The sequence below is a fragment of the Saliniradius amylolyticus genome (assembly GCF_003143555.1).
Taxonomy (GTDB): domain Bacteria; phylum Pseudomonadota; class Gammaproteobacteria; order Enterobacterales; family Alteromonadaceae; genus Saliniradius; species Saliniradius amylolyticus.
In genome coordinates, this window is record NZ_CP029347.1 from 3,059,757 (window position 1) to 3,080,101 (window position 20,345).

The 20,345-nt window shown below is 44.6% G+C and carries 14 protein-coding genes; 5 read left to right on the top strand and 9 right to left on the bottom strand.

The genetic code is table 11. The annotated features are described in order from the left end of the window. Positions 1–104: 104 nt before the first annotated feature. The 8 genes from mads8 to HMF8227_RS14290 form a co-directional block, all read right to left on the bottom strand. Positions 105–5,612 (bottom strand): methylation-associated defense system ATP-binding protein MAD8, encoded by a 5,508-nt coding sequence (gene mads8, locus HMF8227_RS14255; protein ID WP_109340821.1) that lies wholly within the window; start codon positions 5,610–5,612, stop codon positions 105–107. Next, complete coding sequence (gene mads7 / locus HMF8227_RS14260; protein ID WP_109340822.1) at positions 5,609–7,255, bottom strand: methylation-associated defense system protein MAD7; 1,647 nt, start codon at positions 7,253–7,255, stop codon at positions 5,609–5,611. Before mads7 ends, mads8 begins: the two co-directional genes overlap by 4 nt. After that, positions 7,252–11,385 (bottom strand): methylation-associated defense system protein kinase MAD6, encoded by a 4,134-nt coding sequence (gene mads6 / locus HMF8227_RS14265; protein WP_109340823.1) that lies wholly within the window; start codon positions 11,383–11,385, stop codon positions 7,252–7,254. Before mads6 ends, mads7 begins: the two co-directional genes overlap by 4 nt. 8 nt (positions 11,386–11,393) lie before the next feature. Continuing rightward, on the bottom strand, positions 11,394–12,803 hold the full coding sequence (mads5, locus tag HMF8227_RS14270; RefSeq protein WP_109340824.1) for a methylation-associated defense system restriction endonuclease subunit S MAD5: 1,410 nt from the start codon (positions 12,801–12,803) through the stop codon (positions 11,394–11,396). Further along, complete coding sequence (gene mads4 / locus HMF8227_RS14275) at positions 12,800–13,462, bottom strand: methylation-associated defense system protein MAD4 (protein WP_109340825.1); 663 nt, start codon at positions 13,460–13,462, stop codon at positions 12,800–12,802. The genes mads5 and mads4 overlap by 4 nt, the downstream gene beginning before the upstream one ends. A gap of 2 nt (positions 13,463–13,464) precedes the next feature. Beyond that, complete coding sequence (gene mads3 / locus HMF8227_RS14280) at positions 13,465–14,760, bottom strand: methylation-associated defense system AAA family ATPase MAD3 (RefSeq protein WP_109340826.1); 1,296 nt, start codon at positions 14,758–14,760, stop codon at positions 13,465–13,467. Beyond that, on the bottom strand, positions 14,757–16,808 hold the full coding sequence (gene mads2, locus HMF8227_RS14285) for a methylation-associated defense system DNA methyltransferase MAD2 (protein ID WP_109340827.1): 2,052 nt from the start codon (positions 16,806–16,808) through the stop codon (positions 14,757–14,759). The genes mads3 and mads2 overlap by 4 nt, the downstream gene beginning before the upstream one ends. A 236-nt stretch (positions 16,809–17,044) precedes the next feature. Beyond that, complete coding sequence (locus HMF8227_RS14290; RefSeq protein ID WP_109340828.1) at positions 17,045–17,254, bottom strand: helix-turn-helix domain-containing protein; 210 nt, start codon at positions 17,252–17,254, stop codon at positions 17,045–17,047. Positions 17,255–17,408: 154 nt separating this feature from the next. Here HMF8227_RS14290 and HMF8227_RS14295 point away from each other — a divergent pair, with 154 nt between their 5' ends. Together HMF8227_RS14295 and HMF8227_RS14300 are read left to right on the top strand one after the other, a co-directional pair. After that, positions 17,409–17,648 (top strand): hypothetical protein, encoded by a 240-nt coding sequence (locus HMF8227_RS14295; RefSeq protein WP_109340829.1) that lies wholly within the window; start codon positions 17,409–17,411, stop codon positions 17,646–17,648. Further along, a complete protein-coding gene (locus HMF8227_RS14300) occupies positions 17,641–18,039 on the top strand; it encodes an Arm DNA-binding domain-containing protein (protein ID WP_109340830.1) in 399 nt (132 codons plus the stop codon). The genes HMF8227_RS14295 and HMF8227_RS14300 overlap by 8 nt, the downstream gene beginning before the upstream one ends. Here the strand turns inward: HMF8227_RS14300 and HMF8227_RS15285 are convergent. Then, positions 18,033–18,158, bottom strand: a complete 126-nt coding sequence (locus HMF8227_RS15285; protein ID WP_275425510.1) for a hypothetical protein — start codon at positions 18,156–18,158, stop codon at positions 18,033–18,035. The two genes, HMF8227_RS14300 and HMF8227_RS15285, sit on opposite strands and share 7 nt — an antisense overlap. A gap of 563 nt (positions 18,159–18,721) precedes the next feature. Here HMF8227_RS15285 and HMF8227_RS14305 point away from each other — a divergent pair. The 3 genes from HMF8227_RS14305 to HMF8227_RS14315 all read left to right on the top strand — a co-directional run bounded on the left by HMF8227_RS14305 (position 18,722) and on the right by HMF8227_RS14315 (position 20,246). Continuing rightward, positions 18,722–18,967 (top strand): HP1242/YdcH family protein, encoded by a 246-nt coding sequence (locus tag HMF8227_RS14305; RefSeq protein WP_109340831.1) that lies wholly within the window; start codon positions 18,722–18,724, stop codon positions 18,965–18,967. A 193-nt stretch (positions 18,968–19,160) separates the two neighbouring features. Further along, complete coding sequence (locus tag HMF8227_RS14310) at positions 19,161–19,667, top strand: cytochrome b (RefSeq protein WP_109340832.1); 507 nt, start codon at positions 19,161–19,163, stop codon at positions 19,665–19,667. Between the two features lie 39 nt (positions 19,668–19,706). Then, entirely contained in the window at positions 19,707–20,246 is a 540-nt protein-coding gene (locus HMF8227_RS14315) for a manganese efflux pump MntP (protein WP_109340833.1), read from the top strand. The last annotated feature ends 99 nt before the right edge of the window (positions 20,247–20,345 follow it).

The window sequence follows — 20,345 nt, forward strand, 5'->3', positions numbered from 1 at the left end:
GACGTGGCCCTGTGGTTGACCAGTTTTCCTACAGCATCTTGCTGCTTTATACATGCAGTTTAATGACTACTTTTGCACCATCAACTCATGTTGTCCGATTCTCCTTAAACATTATGAATCGCTGTCAAAGTATCCCCACCATGCTTAGTCACTCTTGGGCGGCACTGAATCTTGATTGCGCCGCTGACAAATGCGTTATCACTGGCTTTGCTAGACCAAATATATGCCTCTCCTGGTTTTAACGCTCCAAGCTTCTCCGGTGTTAAAGGCCTTAAGCCAATACATGCCTTCTGAATATGCTTTAACCAATCTGGCGCGTTAAACTTATGCAGAATAATCTGTGAAGAGAGCTGAATAAGTTCGACAGGTACAGACGGTGGATCTTGGCTCGCAATCATCACACTAGTGCCCTTATGACGCATTTCACGAACCGTTTCCACTAGACCTTTTACTAGGTCAGGACTATCGATATATTTGTGACATTCATCAAAAACAATTAGTTTATTAAAAGATTGACCTTGGTACTTGGCTTCCGAGAATATTTGCAGGAGCACAACAAACAAACCTAAGGCTTCATCTTTTTCAATAAACTCATCTCGCACATCAACAACGATCATCCTGCCGGGACGAATGAGTGAGCCAACGTTTAATTGGTCATCAATGTACTGCTCAGCAAAATCCAAACGCATATCTGCTAGGTCTTTGAGAGAGTCAGATAGATTGGATTTTTGTATCCCATCTCTAATTGCCTTAATCGACAGGTTATTCCGGTTTTTCCGCATAATATTGCCCAGTTGGCGAATATACGTAGCTTGGTTGCCGATAGCCCCCATCAAAAATTTCCAGTGTCCGGCCTGCAACTCAGAAGAGCAAAACTTCAACGGATGTACTTCAATTCCAGGGTACTCAGATCGCCGCACTTCCAATTTATCTTCAGGAGTTAACAAGACCACATCATCTAGAGAGGTAGGTTCCGCACCATATACCTCTTTCAGCCTCGCTATTTGAGATTCGTCGTCATTTGAGGCAATCATTGAAGTAAATTCTGGCTTATATTCCTGCGTCTGACTGTAATGAAAAATCACACTCGCCAGCTCTTTATGCAATGTATTTATCCCAGGTATCGCTTTAGTTGCCATTTCAACGACTGAACCCAAGGTATAACTTTTTCCTCCGCCTTGTACGCCAAATAAACTCAATGTGTGGGTATGGTTTAAATCTAAAGCGACTTTCCTTCCATGCACCTCTCCCAGTAAACCAAACTGAGCTGAGTCATCATTAACGCCTAATACAATGTCATGAGGGACAATTTCAGTATCAACATTTTTTGCGGCTTTTGCCCTATCAGTTAAAACAGCTGGCTCTGGCTCTGGCTCTGGCTCTGGCTCTGGCTCTGGCTCTGGCTCTGGCTCTGGCTCTGGCTCTGGCTCTGGCTCTGGCTCTGCAGGATTAGCTACTACTCGGTCAGGATTACCTACTGGTTTTGTTTCTTCTATGACATGTTCGTTTGATGGTGAAATAGGGTCTGATTCACTATCATCAAATGGCAGCCCTTCGTTCTTGTCATCTGTTGGAGGATTCGTTCTTTCTGGTAAAGAGAGCGCAGCCTGCGATGCCAATTCAGCCCAAGATACAGTTCTATCTCTCTCTTTATGTAAGAATTCGGCTGAAGTCAACTTAGGCAGCGTTAGTTCAAGTGAATCCAGCGTCCCTTCACTTTGTTCATCATCCTCAGTCACTCTAGCGGATAGCAATTCGTCAATATGGTTTCGCCCAACACGATGAAACTCGATACCGACTTCTTTTTCAACGCCGGAGCTATTCTGTCCAAAATCGAAAATAACAGCACTTCGGGTGATTGAAAGGTTGTAACCTTGCTCTAATGTTCTAAGCAAAAATTTTGCTTCCTCAACAATCTCAGAAGTCAACAAACCAAAACGCTCAGACCGTTTAAGGTAATGCTCAAGAAGAACGCAAAGCTTTTGTGTTTCAACTAAGCGATCAGGTCTATCCGGTGTTGTACGCGTTAAATCAAAATGACGCTGAATCACACGCTCAGATTCTGAAATTTGCTCAGCAATGCGCTTTTTTAAACTTTCATACTTCGTCAAATCACCGACTTCTGAGTAACACTTAACTTCGACTAAATTACAACGAATTGTGCGCGATGAAGCATCCAAATCGAATAATGCTAAATCTGTTCTTTTAAAGCTAACATTCGAACCCAGTTCACCATCAGCCTTTTGTAGTTCAGAATAGAGCTCCAGATGAGCATCTAAAGGAACTATGATCTGGTCCTTAAACACTCCTTGGTACTCAAGATAAAGTTTGGATAGGGCCAAACCTAAGGCTTCCGACTTTGAAGAACTATTTGAGGCCAGTTTTAGCGCTAACCTTCCTGACAACGCTCTGAGCGAATCTAAAACCCGCGTTGCCTTATCTACATCAGGAGCAATTTGATGCTGTTCTAATGTTCCTCTCAATAAAGCTTCTATTTCTGTAGTAGAACGCGAAGTGATAACAAAATTGTGCGTGTTTGAAGAGGCCATTTCAGGGCTATGATCGATCAAATAATCAGGGCGGCCATCTTTACCACCGTGATCAAAAAATTCAATGCCCAGATTTCTATCCACAGTGAATACCCAATCACTGACTTCGTGTAATTGATTCAACAAAGCTCTTTCAGCGCTATCAAGAGCCAACCTGACTACTGGAACCTGTTCTAAAGAAAAATCTCCCGTCGCTAATGAAGCGGTAATTGCAGACATCATTTTAGGCAATTTTGCTAAAGCCTCCGATACCTGGCCGCTAAAAAGCATTCTTGCAGCACCATGTCTCGTGTGGCGATCCCAAGCAACAACCCCATTTTCATCGAAGTAATCAATGCAATAGTCCTGATACAACCCATATATAGGCGCAGCTTGTTCGTCTGCCTGCGGTTTGACTACCGATAACTCTTGCGCAGGGAACACATCGAATAGCATGCTTAGATGAGACTGAAACTCATCAGGCGACTGCTCAAACTCAGAGCTCGCTCTGAGTGAAATACTTAATTTCGGTTGCAAGTGGTTTTCAGCTGAATGAAATAGCTGGCTTTCATCCTCACTATCTTCGCTACCATTTATTAGCTGAAATAAATCAGCTCCTACTTCTGTCGCATATGGGTCGGCTACGAATAGACGAATATCAAAACTAATATGCTTTAGCTCCGCCTTTTTTCTCAAAGCCAACAACATACCCGCTACGGCTGCCGCAGACCCCGCGTTAAACACATTGATTGATAAACAGTTCACGTAGGGATGTTGTATCAGATATCTTTCGACTTTTGTGGCGAGAAAGGCACTGTTTTGCTTACCAACTTGCTGGTAATCGTTTTTAATACCAAATGCAGTTTTAATTTTATCAATGAGTGCTTGTGGCTCTTTTTCTTGTGCAGACGACAAAATACTCCAAAATGGATGAATACTATCAAGTGCGACCATCAACTGGTCCTGAGAGTCTGGCAGTACGTAAGGAAAATTGGTTAACGCTAGTTCCTCTAATAAACTGTTCTTAGTCCCGACCGCGATTTCCTTACCAACCTTCTCACTCTGTCTTGCCCAAGCTTCTGCAAGAGAAGCCCACCCACCTAGCCATAAAGCCCTTAGTGGATGTGTAGGCCCCAGTAAAATGGCCTTTTTATAGCTTCCGTCATAATTCCATATCACGATTAAAAGTGAATCCAAGCGAAGTAACGCGGCTAATTCAGTCGAATAGTCATGTCCATTTTCAGTTTCCTGAAATACTGCTGCTAGATATTCTAGATAGCTGCTGGAATACAGGTAGGCTTCATGTGATGAAGACACAAGATCATGAGCGACAGAAACAAGCTCCTTCTCATCTTGATGTATACTTTGAAAGTATTTTTTACGAGCGAGTTTAAACTTTTCAAACTGGCTTTCTACACCCTTTATTGGCCAATCTACAGTATCGGCACCAGGCTCACTTGCTTCTTGATTGCGAATTTCTACACGCCAAGTTAAAGCCGCCATTGGATTTGCTAGAATTTTTTGCTCAAAGTTTTTTAAGTAAGTGGTAACGGGAATTTGAATACCACTTTCTTTCTTGAATTTTACATTGACAATCGACTCAGCCTTACTCTTACTATTCTGCCAAGTCGTCTCCATTACTTCGACATTGCTAAATGTCTCAGTTTCGATGAGGTTTGCAAATTCAGCTTTAATCTTTGCATGCGCCAATGACGCCTCTCTGATTTTTCGCGTCTCAATCAGATCAACCTCAGCATCTGCCGCTGGCAATACATAAAAGAGATCACTTTCATTAATTCGTGAACCCGTTTTTTCCGCACTAGACGTCCCCCAAGGTATTGGGCACTGCTTATCATCAACCAGAGGTAATAATTCATCGTTTTCATCAAATGCTTGAATTCGAATGTAATGCCAACCTTCTTCCCATTCAATTCCGGTCAACTTGTTAAACGTGATAGTGACTGTGGACTTTGATGTAGCTTTACCTACTTTAATTAACCCAACAAAATCACCTTGTTGAGTAAACACCTGCGCTTTATATTTCGCTAAGCCATTAACTTGACTTGGTTTTGGTGAAACAGAAAAAGTCACAGAAAACTTTTTCAAACCACCTTGGCCAGTAGTTAACACTTGTTGACCAATAAGCTGCTGCAAGTTTGGGTCTGTTTCTTCGTCAGGAATGAGAGGCAAGCCAACTTCGGTCACAGTTAGACAAACCGCATCGGTGGCATCTTCCTCATACTGAAAGCGCCATTTATCAAAAGTGAGTGCCCAGTTGCTGCTATCCACCACTAATTGCTTGCGCCAACTGCTGTCGAGTAGATTTTCCTGATCATTTAAAAAGAGCGCTAATCTCTTATTAAAATCTTCACCTTCTAGCTGCAGGTCATAAACGGTCGAAATCGCTGATTTCTCAGAGCGGTTTATAATCTGGACACACTCTCGATTTTTAACTAATTTGCGTACCAACATGGAATGATCTTGATGCAACTCAAGATCAGGAATCAGCCCCAGCTCGTACAGAGCAGCACCAGCAACACTTGGATCAAAACCATTAACCTTAATTGTTAGCGCGTATCGCAACCATTGATAGGCACTGAGTTTTAGCGCCGCCTTTTCTTGAAGAATGAAGTAAACTTCGTCTAATAACCGCTTAATCGGATCAGGAGACTCAGCCTTTACTTGGTTAAACGCCAGCCAATAAGCATCTGAAATATCAATTTGTTCAAAGGTCGCTGCACCAAAAGAATCTTCAGAGGACGTTTTTAATTCATTTGGTACAAAAATCAGTAATGGCTGACGAATCTGGCCGTGTTCATCAGGGTTTCGCAGTTCAACAAGCTTGGTGCTGGTTACCGAGAAGTTACGCGTCGCTTTCATTGCCAATACGGCAACCTGGGCATACTCAACCGCACCTGATACGACTTCACTAAGCTGATACATAAGCTCAGTTTCTAAATCAGATACCTTCATGCAGTGGCCCGCACCGCGAGTTTCTAGTAACGTCTTAAACTTCGGTGCGAGGACACTGATTAAGCTGCCGTCAATATCTGAATTAACAACGGTTCTAATTCCCTTAATCATGCGCTACGTCCTTTCATACTCTCATTTTGCTTACTATTTATCTGATATCTGGGGGTAACCGTTTGTGTTACGTACGCATCAGAAAGATCGCGATAAAAACCAATTTCTCGTAACCGGCGCTTAAAACCAGATAAGTTATCTCTAAGCGCTTTATTCACATCAATTGATGGCTCACAGAAAGCATCAGTGTCAGGTAATGAATCAATACAAATGCCATATCGTTCTTTTAAGAAAGTTAACAACTCATCAACTCTCAACTCTTTAGTATGAAATCCTAAATCGCCACCTTTGTTAAGTACGGCTAGCTGTAACAACACCTCTAAAAGACGTCCATCAACGCTAAATCGACGCCCACCAGTGCTACCACTTTGTTGTTCTAACAAAGCGCCAGGTTTATTTTTGAGCATAAAACTATCTAGGTTTTTGACTAAGCCAGAACGGATCGCATTACCTTGCACAAACAACAAGATTTCTATGTAGGTTTCATACTCAGTTAAGCCAAGTTGGGTAATAGCATGAATCTCCGGTGGAATTTCTTCTGATTCATGAGTAGATGACATTGACGCATCTAAAATTCCAGCATTACGCTGACCAAAAAACTGATCGCGCTCTTGCTCTAACGGTGACTCCAGCAGAGCAAACAGATCGGGCACTGACATTTGTTTTATCGATTTTGATCCCGATAATTTACCTTTTTTCGATAGATACTCTGCAAACTCATCGAGTTTTTTAACGCCGAAATAGGCTTTAATAAAAGCAGGAATACGTTTATAGTGTAACGTCGCACTTTGCTCAGCCATCAATTCACTCAAGCCATTAGCACCATTTGTCATGTCCACATAGAGCGCCGTCTTTTGCTTATTGCTCTCTTGGAGATTACGGCCCTTACTCTTAGCCAAAGCAGGTAGCAACTTGAACAGTTTCAATTGATGTAGCGCCAGATGAAAGGCTAACAATATCTTTATGTACTCAACCATCACTGAGCGAGGAATATACTGGCGATATGTCAGTAGCTTAATGATATCTTCAGCTAGAATATCCGCGGCTTGTTGATTAAGTGGCGCAAAACGTTCTTGTAAGTCAGCATGATCAGGCGCATCTGACTTTACTTGATCAGACAGCCTTAATATTGCCTGTGTTTCAACATCTACTTGCGACGAACTATCATACTGACCTGTCGTAGAATCGACACCAGCAAAGAAAAACTGTTTGAGTCGGTTAATCGCAGTCTGACCATTATTGGCATGGTATAACAACTCATATACTTGCTTAGAGGCACCATAATCCCGGCAATTTTTAGGATTTCGAAATAAATAAGTATTACCGTGAAGTGGTCTCGGTGCAGCAACCGCTTCGTTAGCCTTGCCACGATTAATCAAGTCCACCAAATGGGTTTCAATCCACTTTTCAATAGTGATAGGGGCTTGCAAAAAGTTTTTAAAATGCTTTCCGTTACGAGAGTCTAAAAACTCGTCCTTAAACAACTCAACTGTCATACCTTTAGCACTTAGTTTACTGGAAGCGCCATTGTGCTTTAGCCTAGCGAATAGGTGAGTTAAGACCCTGTCCATTTCGACAATTTTGTAATCAAGATAGCTCACTTTATTGGTGCGAAAAGCCTTATCTTTTTTACCTAACTTCATGGCTGAGCCTCCGCGACCAATTGCTCTAACTGCAAAACACCACCTTCGTCGCGGGTTATTTTTTCATACTGTTGGCCGTTGGTAGTTAGCAAAACCTCTTGATAAGGTGCTGAAGCTAGTACGTTCTTGAAAACCGTCAAACTTAAATAAAAACTTTGCGCCGCCTGCGCTGAAGGTACATAGCCCTGGTCAAGGCGATGCAGCATTTCAAACAAATCCAAATCCAATTCCAACTCTGCCGTGAGACCGTTTGCATCTTGGTATTTCAGCAATAGTGACTGCGGGCTATGCTCCACAAATGACGAGTTCATCGCTGAGTCTTTCACTTCAATGGAAAATACATCCGATGGGAACAAGCGATAACTTCTGATTGTGCCTAAATGCACCTTACGCACTTGCATCGCCAGTTGGCCATTAAAATACATCGGGTTATGCAAACCTTCACCACGGTTAATTGCATTAATGGCAAGCGACTTTGCTTCATTCAGCAATGCACTGTCTTCAAGGTAACGTACTAATAACTTCGCTGAACGATAAGGCAGTAGTGTTTGCCAATTTTCTCCACGGCGCTCAAAGTAGGCCTTTCTGCGTAACATCCCGACCAAATTACGATGAGAGAGGTAACGTTCCGTACTCTCACTTAATGCTGTGCCATTGGGTAAGCTCTGGTGAGCATTGGCCAGAAGTTGGGTTTCATGTTCACTGCGCTGCTCAAACTGCAACCAATCAACAGCATCTAAACCTAAAAAGTCCAGTCCACGATCTAAGCGCACGTCAGACCCTTGAGCGATATCGGTTTCCCTTAGCAGCTTTAGCAATCTATCTTGCGTACTGTCGTTACCGCACCAAGCGTTAAAGTAATAACCATGAAGAATTTTGTCGGCTTCGCCATTGGCATAGATTTCTTTAATTTCGCTACAGGAGTATTCACCGACCAGGGTATAACTCAGTGCAGAACGCAAATCACGCATAGTGATATGTAGCTGATTGCGTAAACTGGTCAGTTTGTAGATATACTTCAAACGTTCAATGACTTTAGGGCCGGTTTGCTCGTCTTGAAAGGTAGCAATATTGTGTTTGACGTAGCATTTGTCCTGTAGCGCACAATAATCACAACCTTGCCAAACTTTGGGCGACGTAATTTTTCCGATAAGGCGCTCAAAAATAGACTCAGGTTGATTTTGCGTCGAAGCCAGCACATCGCGCATATTCAGGTTAACTACCGCCACGTCATTTTGCACTGAGCCATATTTTAAACTTTGTTCAACTACGGCTTTTAGAGCAGAAAACCTTTCTGAATGTTGGGTTAAAAAGTCGACTAGCCGACCTTCGTTAATGGCAATTAACCGTGTCTCGTGGTGTGGCCATGTATTTGAATCGTCACCTTGATAGACGCTAAAGAACTCTTCGAGTACCGCATCATTATCTTTGCTACCTTCGTCTTGACTGCCATCGTAGTTAGTTAGGTACTTATGGCCATTTATTTCAAAACAGCAGCCATTCCCTTGTGCATTTAAGTGAACGATCGTTCCTTGCGCTTCAACCTGAGACTCCAATTGCTGCAAAAATGCGGTTTTACCATCACCGGCATTACCGGTAATTAGCACTAAGCGCAGTTGCCCAGCCAGAATTGCAGGAGCAAGCTCGGTATCCAAGGCGGTTTCTACGTAAATTAACTTTGCGTAATCATCTAAGCCACGGGTGCCCGCATTTGAGTGACGACTTTGGCTGTAGAGCGTCAGCATAAAATCATGAAACGCAGATTTACTTGGGTTAGAGCCGTCGGCAAGTGGCGGCAAATGAAATTGCGAAGTACTTTCTTCAGATAAAGTTTGCGCCCTTTTCAATTGCTGAACTTTATTCAATGCTTTCAGCAATTGCTCTGCAGATTCAAAACGGTCAACTCGTTTAGGGGCGATCAGTTTTAGCAGAACTGCCGAAACATCATCGGTTAAATTAAAGCTCTGGGTAAACTCACTAGGGTGACGTGCTAACTCGTCCATAGGTGGGCACTGCACGTTGGCCCATGGGTATTCACCGGTCATGGCTCGATACAGGGTAATGCCCAAGGCATATAAGTCCCTGTCAACCAAATCAGAGGCTTGCGGTGTTTCGGTAATGCTTAAATCTGGTGGTAAATACTTCCGTGAACCGCCCCCTAAGGTTAGATCTTCAGCATCTACCGATACATTAAAATCGATTATACGAACTTTACCGTCTTTCCAAATCAGGTTTTGTGGCTTGATGTCACAGTGGAAAATATTGTGCTCGTGTAAATGCTGTAAACCTTGCGCTATCTGCTTAGCCATGGTCCACACTTCGTGTGCCGTTAATGAGCGTTGTTGGATCAGCTCGCTGACATCTAGCCCCTCAAGGTACTCAAAAACAATATAAGGTGGGCCCTGGTTAGGTAATACATCCGCATCGAAAACCTTTACCACATAGGGATGCTCTGGCAACTTTACCAAGGTGCGGTATTCCTGCTTTAAACGCTCTAATACCGATTCTCTATCGTTTAAAATCAGCTTTACGGCGCGCGAAACATCACCAAAGGTATCCGTTACCTTATATACAATACCAAAACCGCCAGGTTTACCCAGCGGTTGCTGCACGACGTATTTATTGGTTAGCTGGTAGCCACTCGGTAAACGCTTGTAATTAACTGAAGGCTCATGGTTATTCGGCGCTTTAACACTCTGTTGTTCGGGTTTAATAGGCTCAGAAGTTTCTACTGCTGCTTTGGGTTGCCAGAGTGCATTAAATTGCGCCAGCGCATCTTCAGGGCTTGGCCGTTGCCGCGCCTCTTTGTGACATAAGGTTTGAAGCCAATTATCAAACTCTTCTGGTAGCTGTTTATGTCGGTCACTCAACTTTGTACCGAGCACACACGATTTCTCGATCGCTTGAGTGACTGAATCAAAGGCCGCATCACCACTAAACAGCTCAAAAATAACCAGCCCTAAACTGTACATATCCGAGGCGCAGCTCGCTGCATGGCTATCAGCCCACAGTTCGGGGGCTTTATAACGGTTTGAGATCCGCTGCTCTACTTCGTCGGCAATCGTGGTGGTGTTTTCAGCCCCTATACGAGCGTAGTCAAAATCAATCAGCCTTGGCTGACCATCGGCCCCCATCAAGATATGCTCAGGGGTAATGTTGCGGTGTACCACGCCATTTCGACATAAGTGCGCTAACGCCAATAGCAGATCATTAACGATGCGCTTCTTCTGATCCAGTGTAAGGAGTGAGCTTGTGTCCTTGAGCTTTTTGCTAAGTCTTTCACCAGGAATATCGTCGGTTAATAGCAAGTATTTATCTTGCGCCTCGGTAACAAAGAAGTCTTTCACGCCAATAATGGCGGAATGCGAGGGCATTTTTGCAATCGCACGATAAGCGTTTTCAATCAGGCGTTTTTGTTTGTTGCGTTCTTCTTCAGGCAAGTAAGGGTCGGCTTTATAAGCTTTAGCCAGCACCGTACCGCCTTTGCGACCAGCGGTAATGTTAAATACTCGGTATTCCGTAAAGTACTGATTATCGGCCAAGGTTTCAGCCACTTCCCAGTTGCCAAAGCGCTCACCATGGCTGCGCTTTTTGGCCGATTTACCCAAGGCCTCTGCGATAATCTGGATGTACTTAGTCACGTTGCGCTCAAAGCGCTCCGGAATACGGGCACTATCGGTAAAGAAACGGGTGCTGTTTTTAAGTGCCACTACATGGCCGCGCTCGCGATCTTCCGGGTCCTTGAACTCGCAATCATCTATGGTGAGCACCACCGCAGTGTCTACATAGATGTTTTTCAAATCCCTATTTGTGCGATTTTGCTTACAAATAAGGCCCGATAAAGACTTCGCATTGCCGCGTAATTTTGGCAATGGCGAGCGATAACTGTTATGGGAGGTGTGCCAAGTAGTGCCATCTACCTCTACTTGGCCGTGGATGCCCTTGGCATCCACTAAATAAATAGCATGAGGCGCAACAACACAGATATCCACTTCAAATAGCTGGTCATACTGCTCAACTTCAAAGCTATGAATAATAAAGTAATCGTCGGGTAACTTTTCTTTTAACCAAGCGATGGCTTTGCGCTCTTCATCGTTAACCACATCACCAATTGCAAATACCTGTGCCATAACCTCTCCTAATGCTTTGGTGCTGCAGCTTCTATTGCCTCTTCGACCATTTTTACCGCTTCATCTTCGAGCTTCTGTGCTTCTGCAGCCAGCTCACCAGCTTTTTGAACTAGCTCATGCACTGCTTTTTCTTCCATAGCCCCCATACGAGGCAGCTTTAGTTTCAAAACATCGTCGGAAGATAAGTGTGGGATTGAGCTTCCAGCAGCTGACCTAATAAGCTGTCTGTAACCGACATCTGTACACATCAGATAGGCATACAGATAACCAGGTAAAACCTCTGAGTCTTGAGCTTTTATTCTTATCACGTCGACAGACACAGCTGCGTTTTCGAAGCGAGAATCAGCCCAAACACCTGTACCAATAATGCCACCTACTTGCCCACTACGAGCCAATAAAATGTCTTCTTGACGCACTCCCCAATCTGCAACATCACCCAACTTTGATTTTGCTAAAAATCGTTTTGGCTCGTAACGAGCACGGAAAATTTCACCACTCGTCGAAAATGGAACCCCATGATCACTCTCGGTAAATATCAGTTTCATTCTCCCAGATTCACCGGTGATCACACCTAACTCAGCCAAAGTTTTTTCTGCACCAGCCTGTTCAACCAAGTCATCACTCATTTGGGCAACTCGATCGTGATAAGTTGCATCCATACGTTTTTGAACAAAACTTGAACTGGCAACGGCTGTATTAAATACCCTATGAGGAGAGGCCAACTTAGGAGGAAAAGCGAAATACTCGTTAACTTTTTCACCAGCTATTCGAAAAAAGCTATTTGCAGCCGCGCGTTTCGTAGAAGCCGTTTTGACTTTGTTTCCTATTTCATTTTCTAGTTCGAAATCAAACCTTGGAACGGGCAAATCAGAAATATGATGCGGTTCGATATGAGTAATTATCGCACCATACGTTCCTGATTTTATCATTGAGTTTGCATAAACACTGGATAGAAAAGCATATAAATACCCCCAGTTGACCTTCGTTTCATCAGGAATCACTTTAATCAAATGTTGTGATGATAAGAACCCTGCCATTTCACTGGTAACGTAAGCCATTTTTCCAATAGTGCCGGAGCATGAAATTAGTGATGAACCTTCTTTAAGTATTAAAGGCTTAAGCTTTGTTTTGTTAGCCTCAACTCTTGAGAACAGTGGCAACTTCTCGAAACGAGAATTAATCATGTCTGAGCTGCCTAAAAACGGAATACCGTACGCCTCATCATTGACATAGTGTCTTTTGAATACTGGTCCATTTAATACACCGCCCGGTAAAGTCAATTTGCTCAATTCAGTTGTTTTTCCAGACAAAGCTTTAAGTTTGTACCTAGCCTCAACCGAACCACTTACAAACGGGCCGCAATCAAGTCTATTACCTTCATTTTTTAACCATGAATTTGGGATTTTTTTTACTATCATGCGTAACCCCTCGGATACCAAGCCTGAATTTGTTGCAATAAGCCATTAAACGACTCATCTTCACAACGACGTAAAGACACCTCTTTGGCAATGCGCTTAAATAACTGTGAGTGGGTCTTTTTCCGCCCCCAGTTTTGACCTCTTACCGCATCAATTGCTGCTTTAGGATCGGTAGGTTTAAGTGCGCCTGCATCCCAAAGGTTTTTAGCTTGCAACCAATCTCTTAAGGTGCCTGCGCCTCTATCTCTTGGGTAATCAAAAATATGCTCGATGCGGCTGGTATCAGCTTGCCACATCAACACCTCTAGTTCAGGGTTAATTGCCATGACAAAAAAGCGATCATCTGGCCAACCTGCTGCACGCATATTGGCTTTAATCGTTTCACAAAACTGCTGATAATTCATTGTTTGTAGGTTGTCATTAAACGCAAAGTCAACCATAACAACCGCGTAGTTATGGGTATCAACATAGCTTTTCAGCAGGTTATGACCATCCTGATAAACACCCGGATCTTTTCTTGGGTGTTTGATTAAATCTTGCTTGGTATCGAATTCAAATCTGGCACATTGTAATCGCGTATCAAACGCTGGATTTTCGAAAAAGCCTTCTACGGTCGATTGCATTTCACCGTCGGCCACTAAAAAAACAATATCTCTCATGGTTATTCCAACACTCCGGCCGCAAATAGGGTTCCTAAATCCACTTCGCCCTTCCATGTTTTTAGGCGGGGGTGTTCATGGCCTTTTAATACTTCTGTTGCGCCGTCTTGGTTAAAGCGCATGGTAATGATTTGCTCTACTTCGGTATTGGCGAGTACCACTGGCGAGTGAGTTGATAGCCACAGTTGCGTATCAGAGGTGAGCTTTAACGCTTCTAACACCGCATCGATTGCCTTAGGATGAATTCCGTTCTCAGGCTCCTCCAAGGTGATGATCTTAGGTGCATTTTGCAAATAAGGAATAATGGTCAACGCTAATATATGCAGAGTACCGTGCGACAAGCCGCTCGAAGGCACTACCATACAGTTGCTATAGGTTACTTCTAGGTAACAAAAGCTATCATCGATACGCTGCTTGGCTTCAATTTTGGCAATAGAGGGCAGCGCCATTTGCACCAACTCTAGCCATTCGTTTAAGCCTTCAGGGTCGCGCTGCTGCAAGGCATGTACTTGCCAAGGTAAACTACTCCCGTCCGCTTTAAAGGCGTGCTTATCTCTTGGCGATGCAGCTAATCGCATTGCAGGCCATTGTGGCTCGTAGCAATGTGAGCCTTGTATAAGAAACTCTTGAAGCCATAGCGCTGCGGGGTATAAATCATGGTCAGCAGGTAGCGCGGCCAAAGCCAATTGGCTATCTCGTAGGCCAAATTCAAGGATGGATGATTTTCCAGCTTGATACTCTGCCTGGTATTTAACTTTGGTACCTAAACTGCGCGATAACACCTTAAACCAAGGCGCACTGCGCCTGAAATCATCTACGCCAATAAGACCCATGCCATGCTCAGGGCGCAACTCATTATTTGGAAAAAGCGTTAAGTGTTCTTCTGTAACTTGAAATTTATCCTGGTTGATTCTGAACGATATTTCATATCGCGCGGTATCGGGTCTTAATTCTATTTTCTGAAACTTACTCTGCCAGGCATCGCTAGCACCTCTTAACAGTTCCTCAATAACTGAAGGAGGCAAGCGCACTTCCAGTGCCAAGATAAAGTACTCGCCTCGAAGTTGATGAACAACTTCTTTGGCTGTGTCTGCGCGAGCACGTTCTCTGCCATTGGTGGGTTTAAAGAACGCATCGTTTATATCCGACACCTTCAGTAAATCACCAAACAAAGCTGGGATATCAAGTAACGTTGTTTTACCTGAACCATTAGAGCCTGTAAATACATGCTGCTGCTCAAGAGCGAGATCCAAGGTGTTAAAGCAGCGGTATTTATAGGCCTCTATCCTTGAGATCATATCGATGGTTCCAGATTGTTAGCGCGAAACTCTCTCCAGGCTTTGGCAATCTTTGGCAGATCGTCATCTAAAATTTTGCTTCGGCGCTTCAGCTTACGCACCACATTTTGACCGTTAATGCGAATACGCTCTTCAACTTCTTCTTCGATAACTTTCTCTTCGCCGTCTGGGTGACGCTCATAAAGCGTATTACCACGACGATCGAAGCCTACCTTTTCAGCTACCGCCATAAATACCGGGTATTCGGGCTCTCCACCGATGGCGATTGCATCTTTTTCAGTATCGGTTTTCTTTTTCAAGAACAATAAGCTCGTTAAGATATTTACGTTAGCTTCAACGATAAATGACTCAACCGGTAAGTCGACGCACCCCAGCACCCAACACTCTTGCATAAGCCACCAGCGTATATATTCGTCACCTGGGTTACCCAGAATGCCGTCAGGCAACACGATCCCCATACGTCCGCCTTGCTTGAGCCACTGCACGCAACGCTCAATGAACAAAATTTCGGGCGAAACTGCATCTTTACGGCGTTCTGTTTTTCTAAAGCCGCCGTTTTCAGTGCGCTCCCACACATAGGCAAGGTCGTATTGCTCTAGAATTTGCTTGTCGGTCACTGGGATGTCGGAACCAAACGGTGGGTTAGTTAAGATCACATCAACACTGCCGTCTTTACCGCTGGAATCACCGACAGGAATCGTTTTTTTGGCGGGGTCTACGCCTTTTAAATGTCCGTGCGGGTATTCCAATGAGTTCATGTGGTAGATGTTAGCCATGGCATTACTTGCCATTACCACGTTCATTTGCGATGCACGGCACAGGAAGGGGTCAAAGTCACAACCAAACAGATTGTTTTCGGCAAACTCTTTAATTTGTTGCTGAATAGAAATGAATTCTTCTGTGGTTTCAGCACCCAATTTTACTTTTTCTTCTTCGTGTAATTGGTTATTGATGAAGCTCAAAGTCTGCTCGAGGAAGCCCCCCGTACCACATGATGGGTCCAGCACTTTCTCATGTGGTTGTGGTGCCATCATTTCGACAATTAGTTTGATTGCGCCACGAGGTGTAAAGTACTGGCCTCGGTCGCCACGCAAGTTATCACCAACCACTTCTTGATAAGCAGCGCCTTTGGCATCCATTTCAGTGCGGGTAAAGTCGTATTTAGCGAGTTCTGACACCATGAATGCCAGCGCTCGATCAGACAAAGTAATCTCTTCATTACCACTGAAAATTTCAGGATAGGCGGTCTTTACTTTTTCAAACAATGGAGCAATTCGCTCCCTAATCTTCTTGCGGCCTGCATCGTCAAACTGTTCAGTAGCCGAGGCCCAAAATTCGCGCTCTCTATTATCAATTCGTTCATCGTACATTTTGGAGAAAATGAGATACAAGAACTGCCAGAATGCCGCATCTTTTGGCATTCCTTCGTTACCGTGAATAAAGTTATGACAACGGCGGAATGCAGTGAGCAGCATCTCTCGATCAGCTGTTCTTAGTTTTGCATGAGAGGCAACATCTCTACTGGCCACAGTCTCGTCAGCTAGCGGCCAGTCACCTACTGCATTGAATATTGTATCAAAACGCGATTCTTCCTTTTCGACGAAGAAAAACTCAATACCATTTGTCCATAGTCCCCAATGACACTTTTCTAAAAGGTATTTATCACCAACCTGTTCACGCATCATATCTTCCATTAATTGAAGATCTTTTTGCGCTTGGTCGTGGTCACGCATTTTTACTGCAGATTTTTTTCCCTTTTTGGGCTCTTTATCACAGATAACGATTCGACGAATATTCTTTATATCATGTTCTGCGCCGTGCTCAAAAATGGCGATATCTATTTTTTTCTGCTTACCACCAATTTTAACTTTTACATCAAGTTCCATGTCGTCGGCGCTTATTCCGTATTCGTGGAACAAAGCGCGTAAAGTTTTCTGTCGAACCAGCTCTTTCGGCGTTTCTTTTATTGGATTATTGGTTAGGTAATCCAGCATCATGCCGTCTTCAATTGTTGTTATTTCTATTTCTTTTCCAGTACTAACTATCATATTTTCTCAAAAATTATTGGTTATTATCTGTAAAAATATTGAGAAACCAGACATCTTTATGTCCAAATTAAACTTAACATCTCAAGGCGACACAAATTCATGTTCGAATTCGTGCGGACTTATAGTGACTCGATATCATCACCAGTCGATTTTAAATCCACCACATCTACCAATGTCGCTTCCATTCACCAATAGTAGCTTTTGTAGTGATACTCTTAACTCTGTGGTTTTAGCAATCATGTATCATCAGCCACCTTCTCCAGCAACTCACCCACTTCACAATCAAACAAGTCACATAACTTGTCGATCGCCTCTAAATCCACTCGTTGGGCGGTTTCTTTATACAGCAGCGTGACCGTGTTGCGGTTTAAGCCGGTTTCTCTTGCCACATCCATGATCTTCATTTTTCGCTCGCCCATTAGCCTAGCTAGGTGACACCGAATCATGCCGATTAACCTCTAAAATGACCTTATGTCATCCAGAATGGCAAAAAGCCATTGACAAATGCATTTTGGCACGCATAATGTCATTTAGGATGGCAAATTGTTTAGTTCAATGACTCTTTGCTTTCTAGGTTAACACCCTTTTTAGGAGGAATCGATGAAACAAGTAACACAATACGTCACCACCGGTGAGCTCGCAAAACTGATGAAGTACGACGCCCGAACCATTCGTGAGCGTCTGAAGGACTCGGTACTGATTGAAGGTCGGCACTATATTCGGCCTTTCGGTGGCCGCAAGATTCTTTACGACTGGAGCGCCATTCAGCAAGACATGCGTAAGTTCTCGCAGCAAGCCATGGCTATCCCTATGACGAACGGCGGGGTGAGTCATGGCTAAGATCAATGTACGTAAAGAAACAGGCAAGCTGTTTATCGACTTTCGGTATCGCAATGTGCGATGCCGAGAGCAAGCCGACCTGACAGACACCCCCTCCAACCGCAGAAAATTAAAGGGCCTGGTCGATCGGATTGAGGCAGAGATTCTGCTCGGCACTTTTGACTATGCCACTTTCTTTCCCAACAGCACCATGCTGAAGAAGATCGAGTCCGTTGAGGGCGCGCTGAGAAGCGACCAAAGTGGCGGCGTTCGGGCCACACATCAAACGTTTTTGTGCTGTACCTTATCTGCCAGACTTACTGTTAGGCGCGACCTCATAATGTTGCTCAATCTCACCAACATACGTGACATAGTCTTGACCTTCCGAAATGACATTAAGCCTCTTCAATAGCATGCTTTTGGCGGCAACACATTGACGATCTGCCATGGCTTGTCGTAAATCAGACTCTGTGTCACACCAACGTACCTGTCTTGAGCACTGACCGCAGAGTCTGGCACGGTCTGTTTCATCAACGGGAGTCATGCTGTCCCATTGCATTGGGCAGTCTATTTTAACGGTGTAATCACATATCACTTTGCTATTCATATGGACCCAGTTTGGCGTTTTTAACACGCAGTGCGTTGGTCACCACAACCATAACATCGTTTTACCGAGAGAGACCATTAACTAACGGGTGCCACTGTTATCCATGCTGTACTTATATAGCGCTTTGAGAGGGTTATGCTGAGACTCATTTTAGTTTATGCGCAGGCGGCGATACGCGGTTTTGAGTCGACGTCATGCTCGTATCCTTACCATGACCCAAATAGTTACCCACAAGCTGGCGTGACTCTGAGGTTGGCCAGCAACATAAACTACAAGTCTCTTATTTATCTACGCAACTGCGTATATAGCGCCACTTATATTTGCTCGCGCATAGCCGAATACTGAACCATGTCCGGTATGACGGTTATAAACGCCCGATTCGCTTGAGGAATCTTTGACCATTCACAGCATCATAGCCAAGACGTTACGGCGTATAGCGTCTACTCTGAAAGGTGAACATTTCTATCCAATCACTTGGAGGACATCAATGCCACTAGAAAAACACCCACTGAAAAAAGAGTTCCCCGGGCATGAAGCGCTTATCGACAAGCTTGACGGCTCTGACGATAACTTTTCCCGCCTGATGAAAAAATACAGCCAGCTTGATGAAGAGGTGTTTGACCTGGAGAACAAGAGCATGGCGGCTGACGATGCCCGCGTTGAAGAGCTCAAGCTCGAACGCGTCAAACTGAAAGACGAGCTATTTCAACTACTGCAAAAACACGCAAACTAGTGTCATCTCATTAGGAATTGCTCACCGCAGGGAGGCCTTTTGCTTAACGCTCTACGACACGGTCAGCGAGTGATATGACCTTGTCACTTAAAACGCGGCGGTGAATCGGCATTGTTTGGACCTCGATCAATCCCCACCGCCGTCCTCCGTGTTAAACTGGCGCCATATCGAATTGATTCTGCAGGGAGTCGCTATGTCTGACACTCGCCGTTATTCGCCACTTTCCGTGGTACTCCATTGGGGCGTTGCTGTACTCATTTTCGTGATGATGACGCTGGGCTTTATGATGGCCGCCGCGCCCACCGACGCCATTGAAGATTACGTTCAAGATATTCATATCTCCCTCGGCTTCTTTGTCTTTTTGATTGTGGTGTGGCGTATTGGCATTCGACTGGTGGAAGGGTTTCCGCCAGCTAACCCAGACCCCAAGCCCATCCGGCTGATGGCGAAAGTCACTCATCTTGCCATTTTGGTTCTGCTGACTGTTCAGGTGATCACAGGCCCCATGTATTTATTTACTGAGAATGAGTGTGTGGACGTGTTTGGCTGGTTTGCCATCTGCTTGCCCTTGGAGAGCCTGTCGTCCGTCCATGAATTGATGGAGACCATTCACGTGGTAACGGGCTTGTATATTCTGCCTGTCCTCATTGGGCTGCACTTGCTGGGCGCCATTCGCCATTACTTTGTCCATCGCAACTGATCGGCACCGTTATTCTCTCTCTCAATTTGAGGATTGGCTGTGATTGAAGTTTTTTTACTGGCCTTTGCGCTGAGCATGGATGCCTTTGCCGTATCTATTGGCCTGGGGGCAAAATATCCGCAGCGTAAGCGTACGCTTGCCATGCTGTGCGCGGTCTATTTTGGTGTGTTTCAAGGTCTAATGCCGTTGATCGGGTACTTGTTGGGCCGAGGGGTAGTTGGCTGGTTTGCCGACTACGCGCCCTGGGTCGCATGCGGGCTGCTGGTGCTGATTGGCGGCAAGATGATTGCTGAGTCCTTTTCGGAAGACATTGGCGACGACATCGCACAAGTCACCCACCGAGTGCTGTTTATCCTGGCCATCGCCACCAGCATTGATGCCATGGCCGCGGGCTTTAGCCTGACGTTATTGAGCGTGAGCGCCGTGGTGGCCTGTTTGCTGATTGGCGTCACCACCTTTGTGATGAGTTGGGCGGGTGTGTACGTGGGGGCCCGAAGCGGCGTATGGCTGGAGCACAAAGCCGAATTACTGGGCGGTGTAGTACTGGTGCTGATTGGCGTTCGGATTTTATTGATTTAAAGCCTTAAAACGTTGCGCAAGCGTTGTCTGAGCAGCGACTCAAAGCGGCTCGTTCCGCCTGGGTTGAGCCCCACTCTCACCAGAAAATGACGCTCAAAG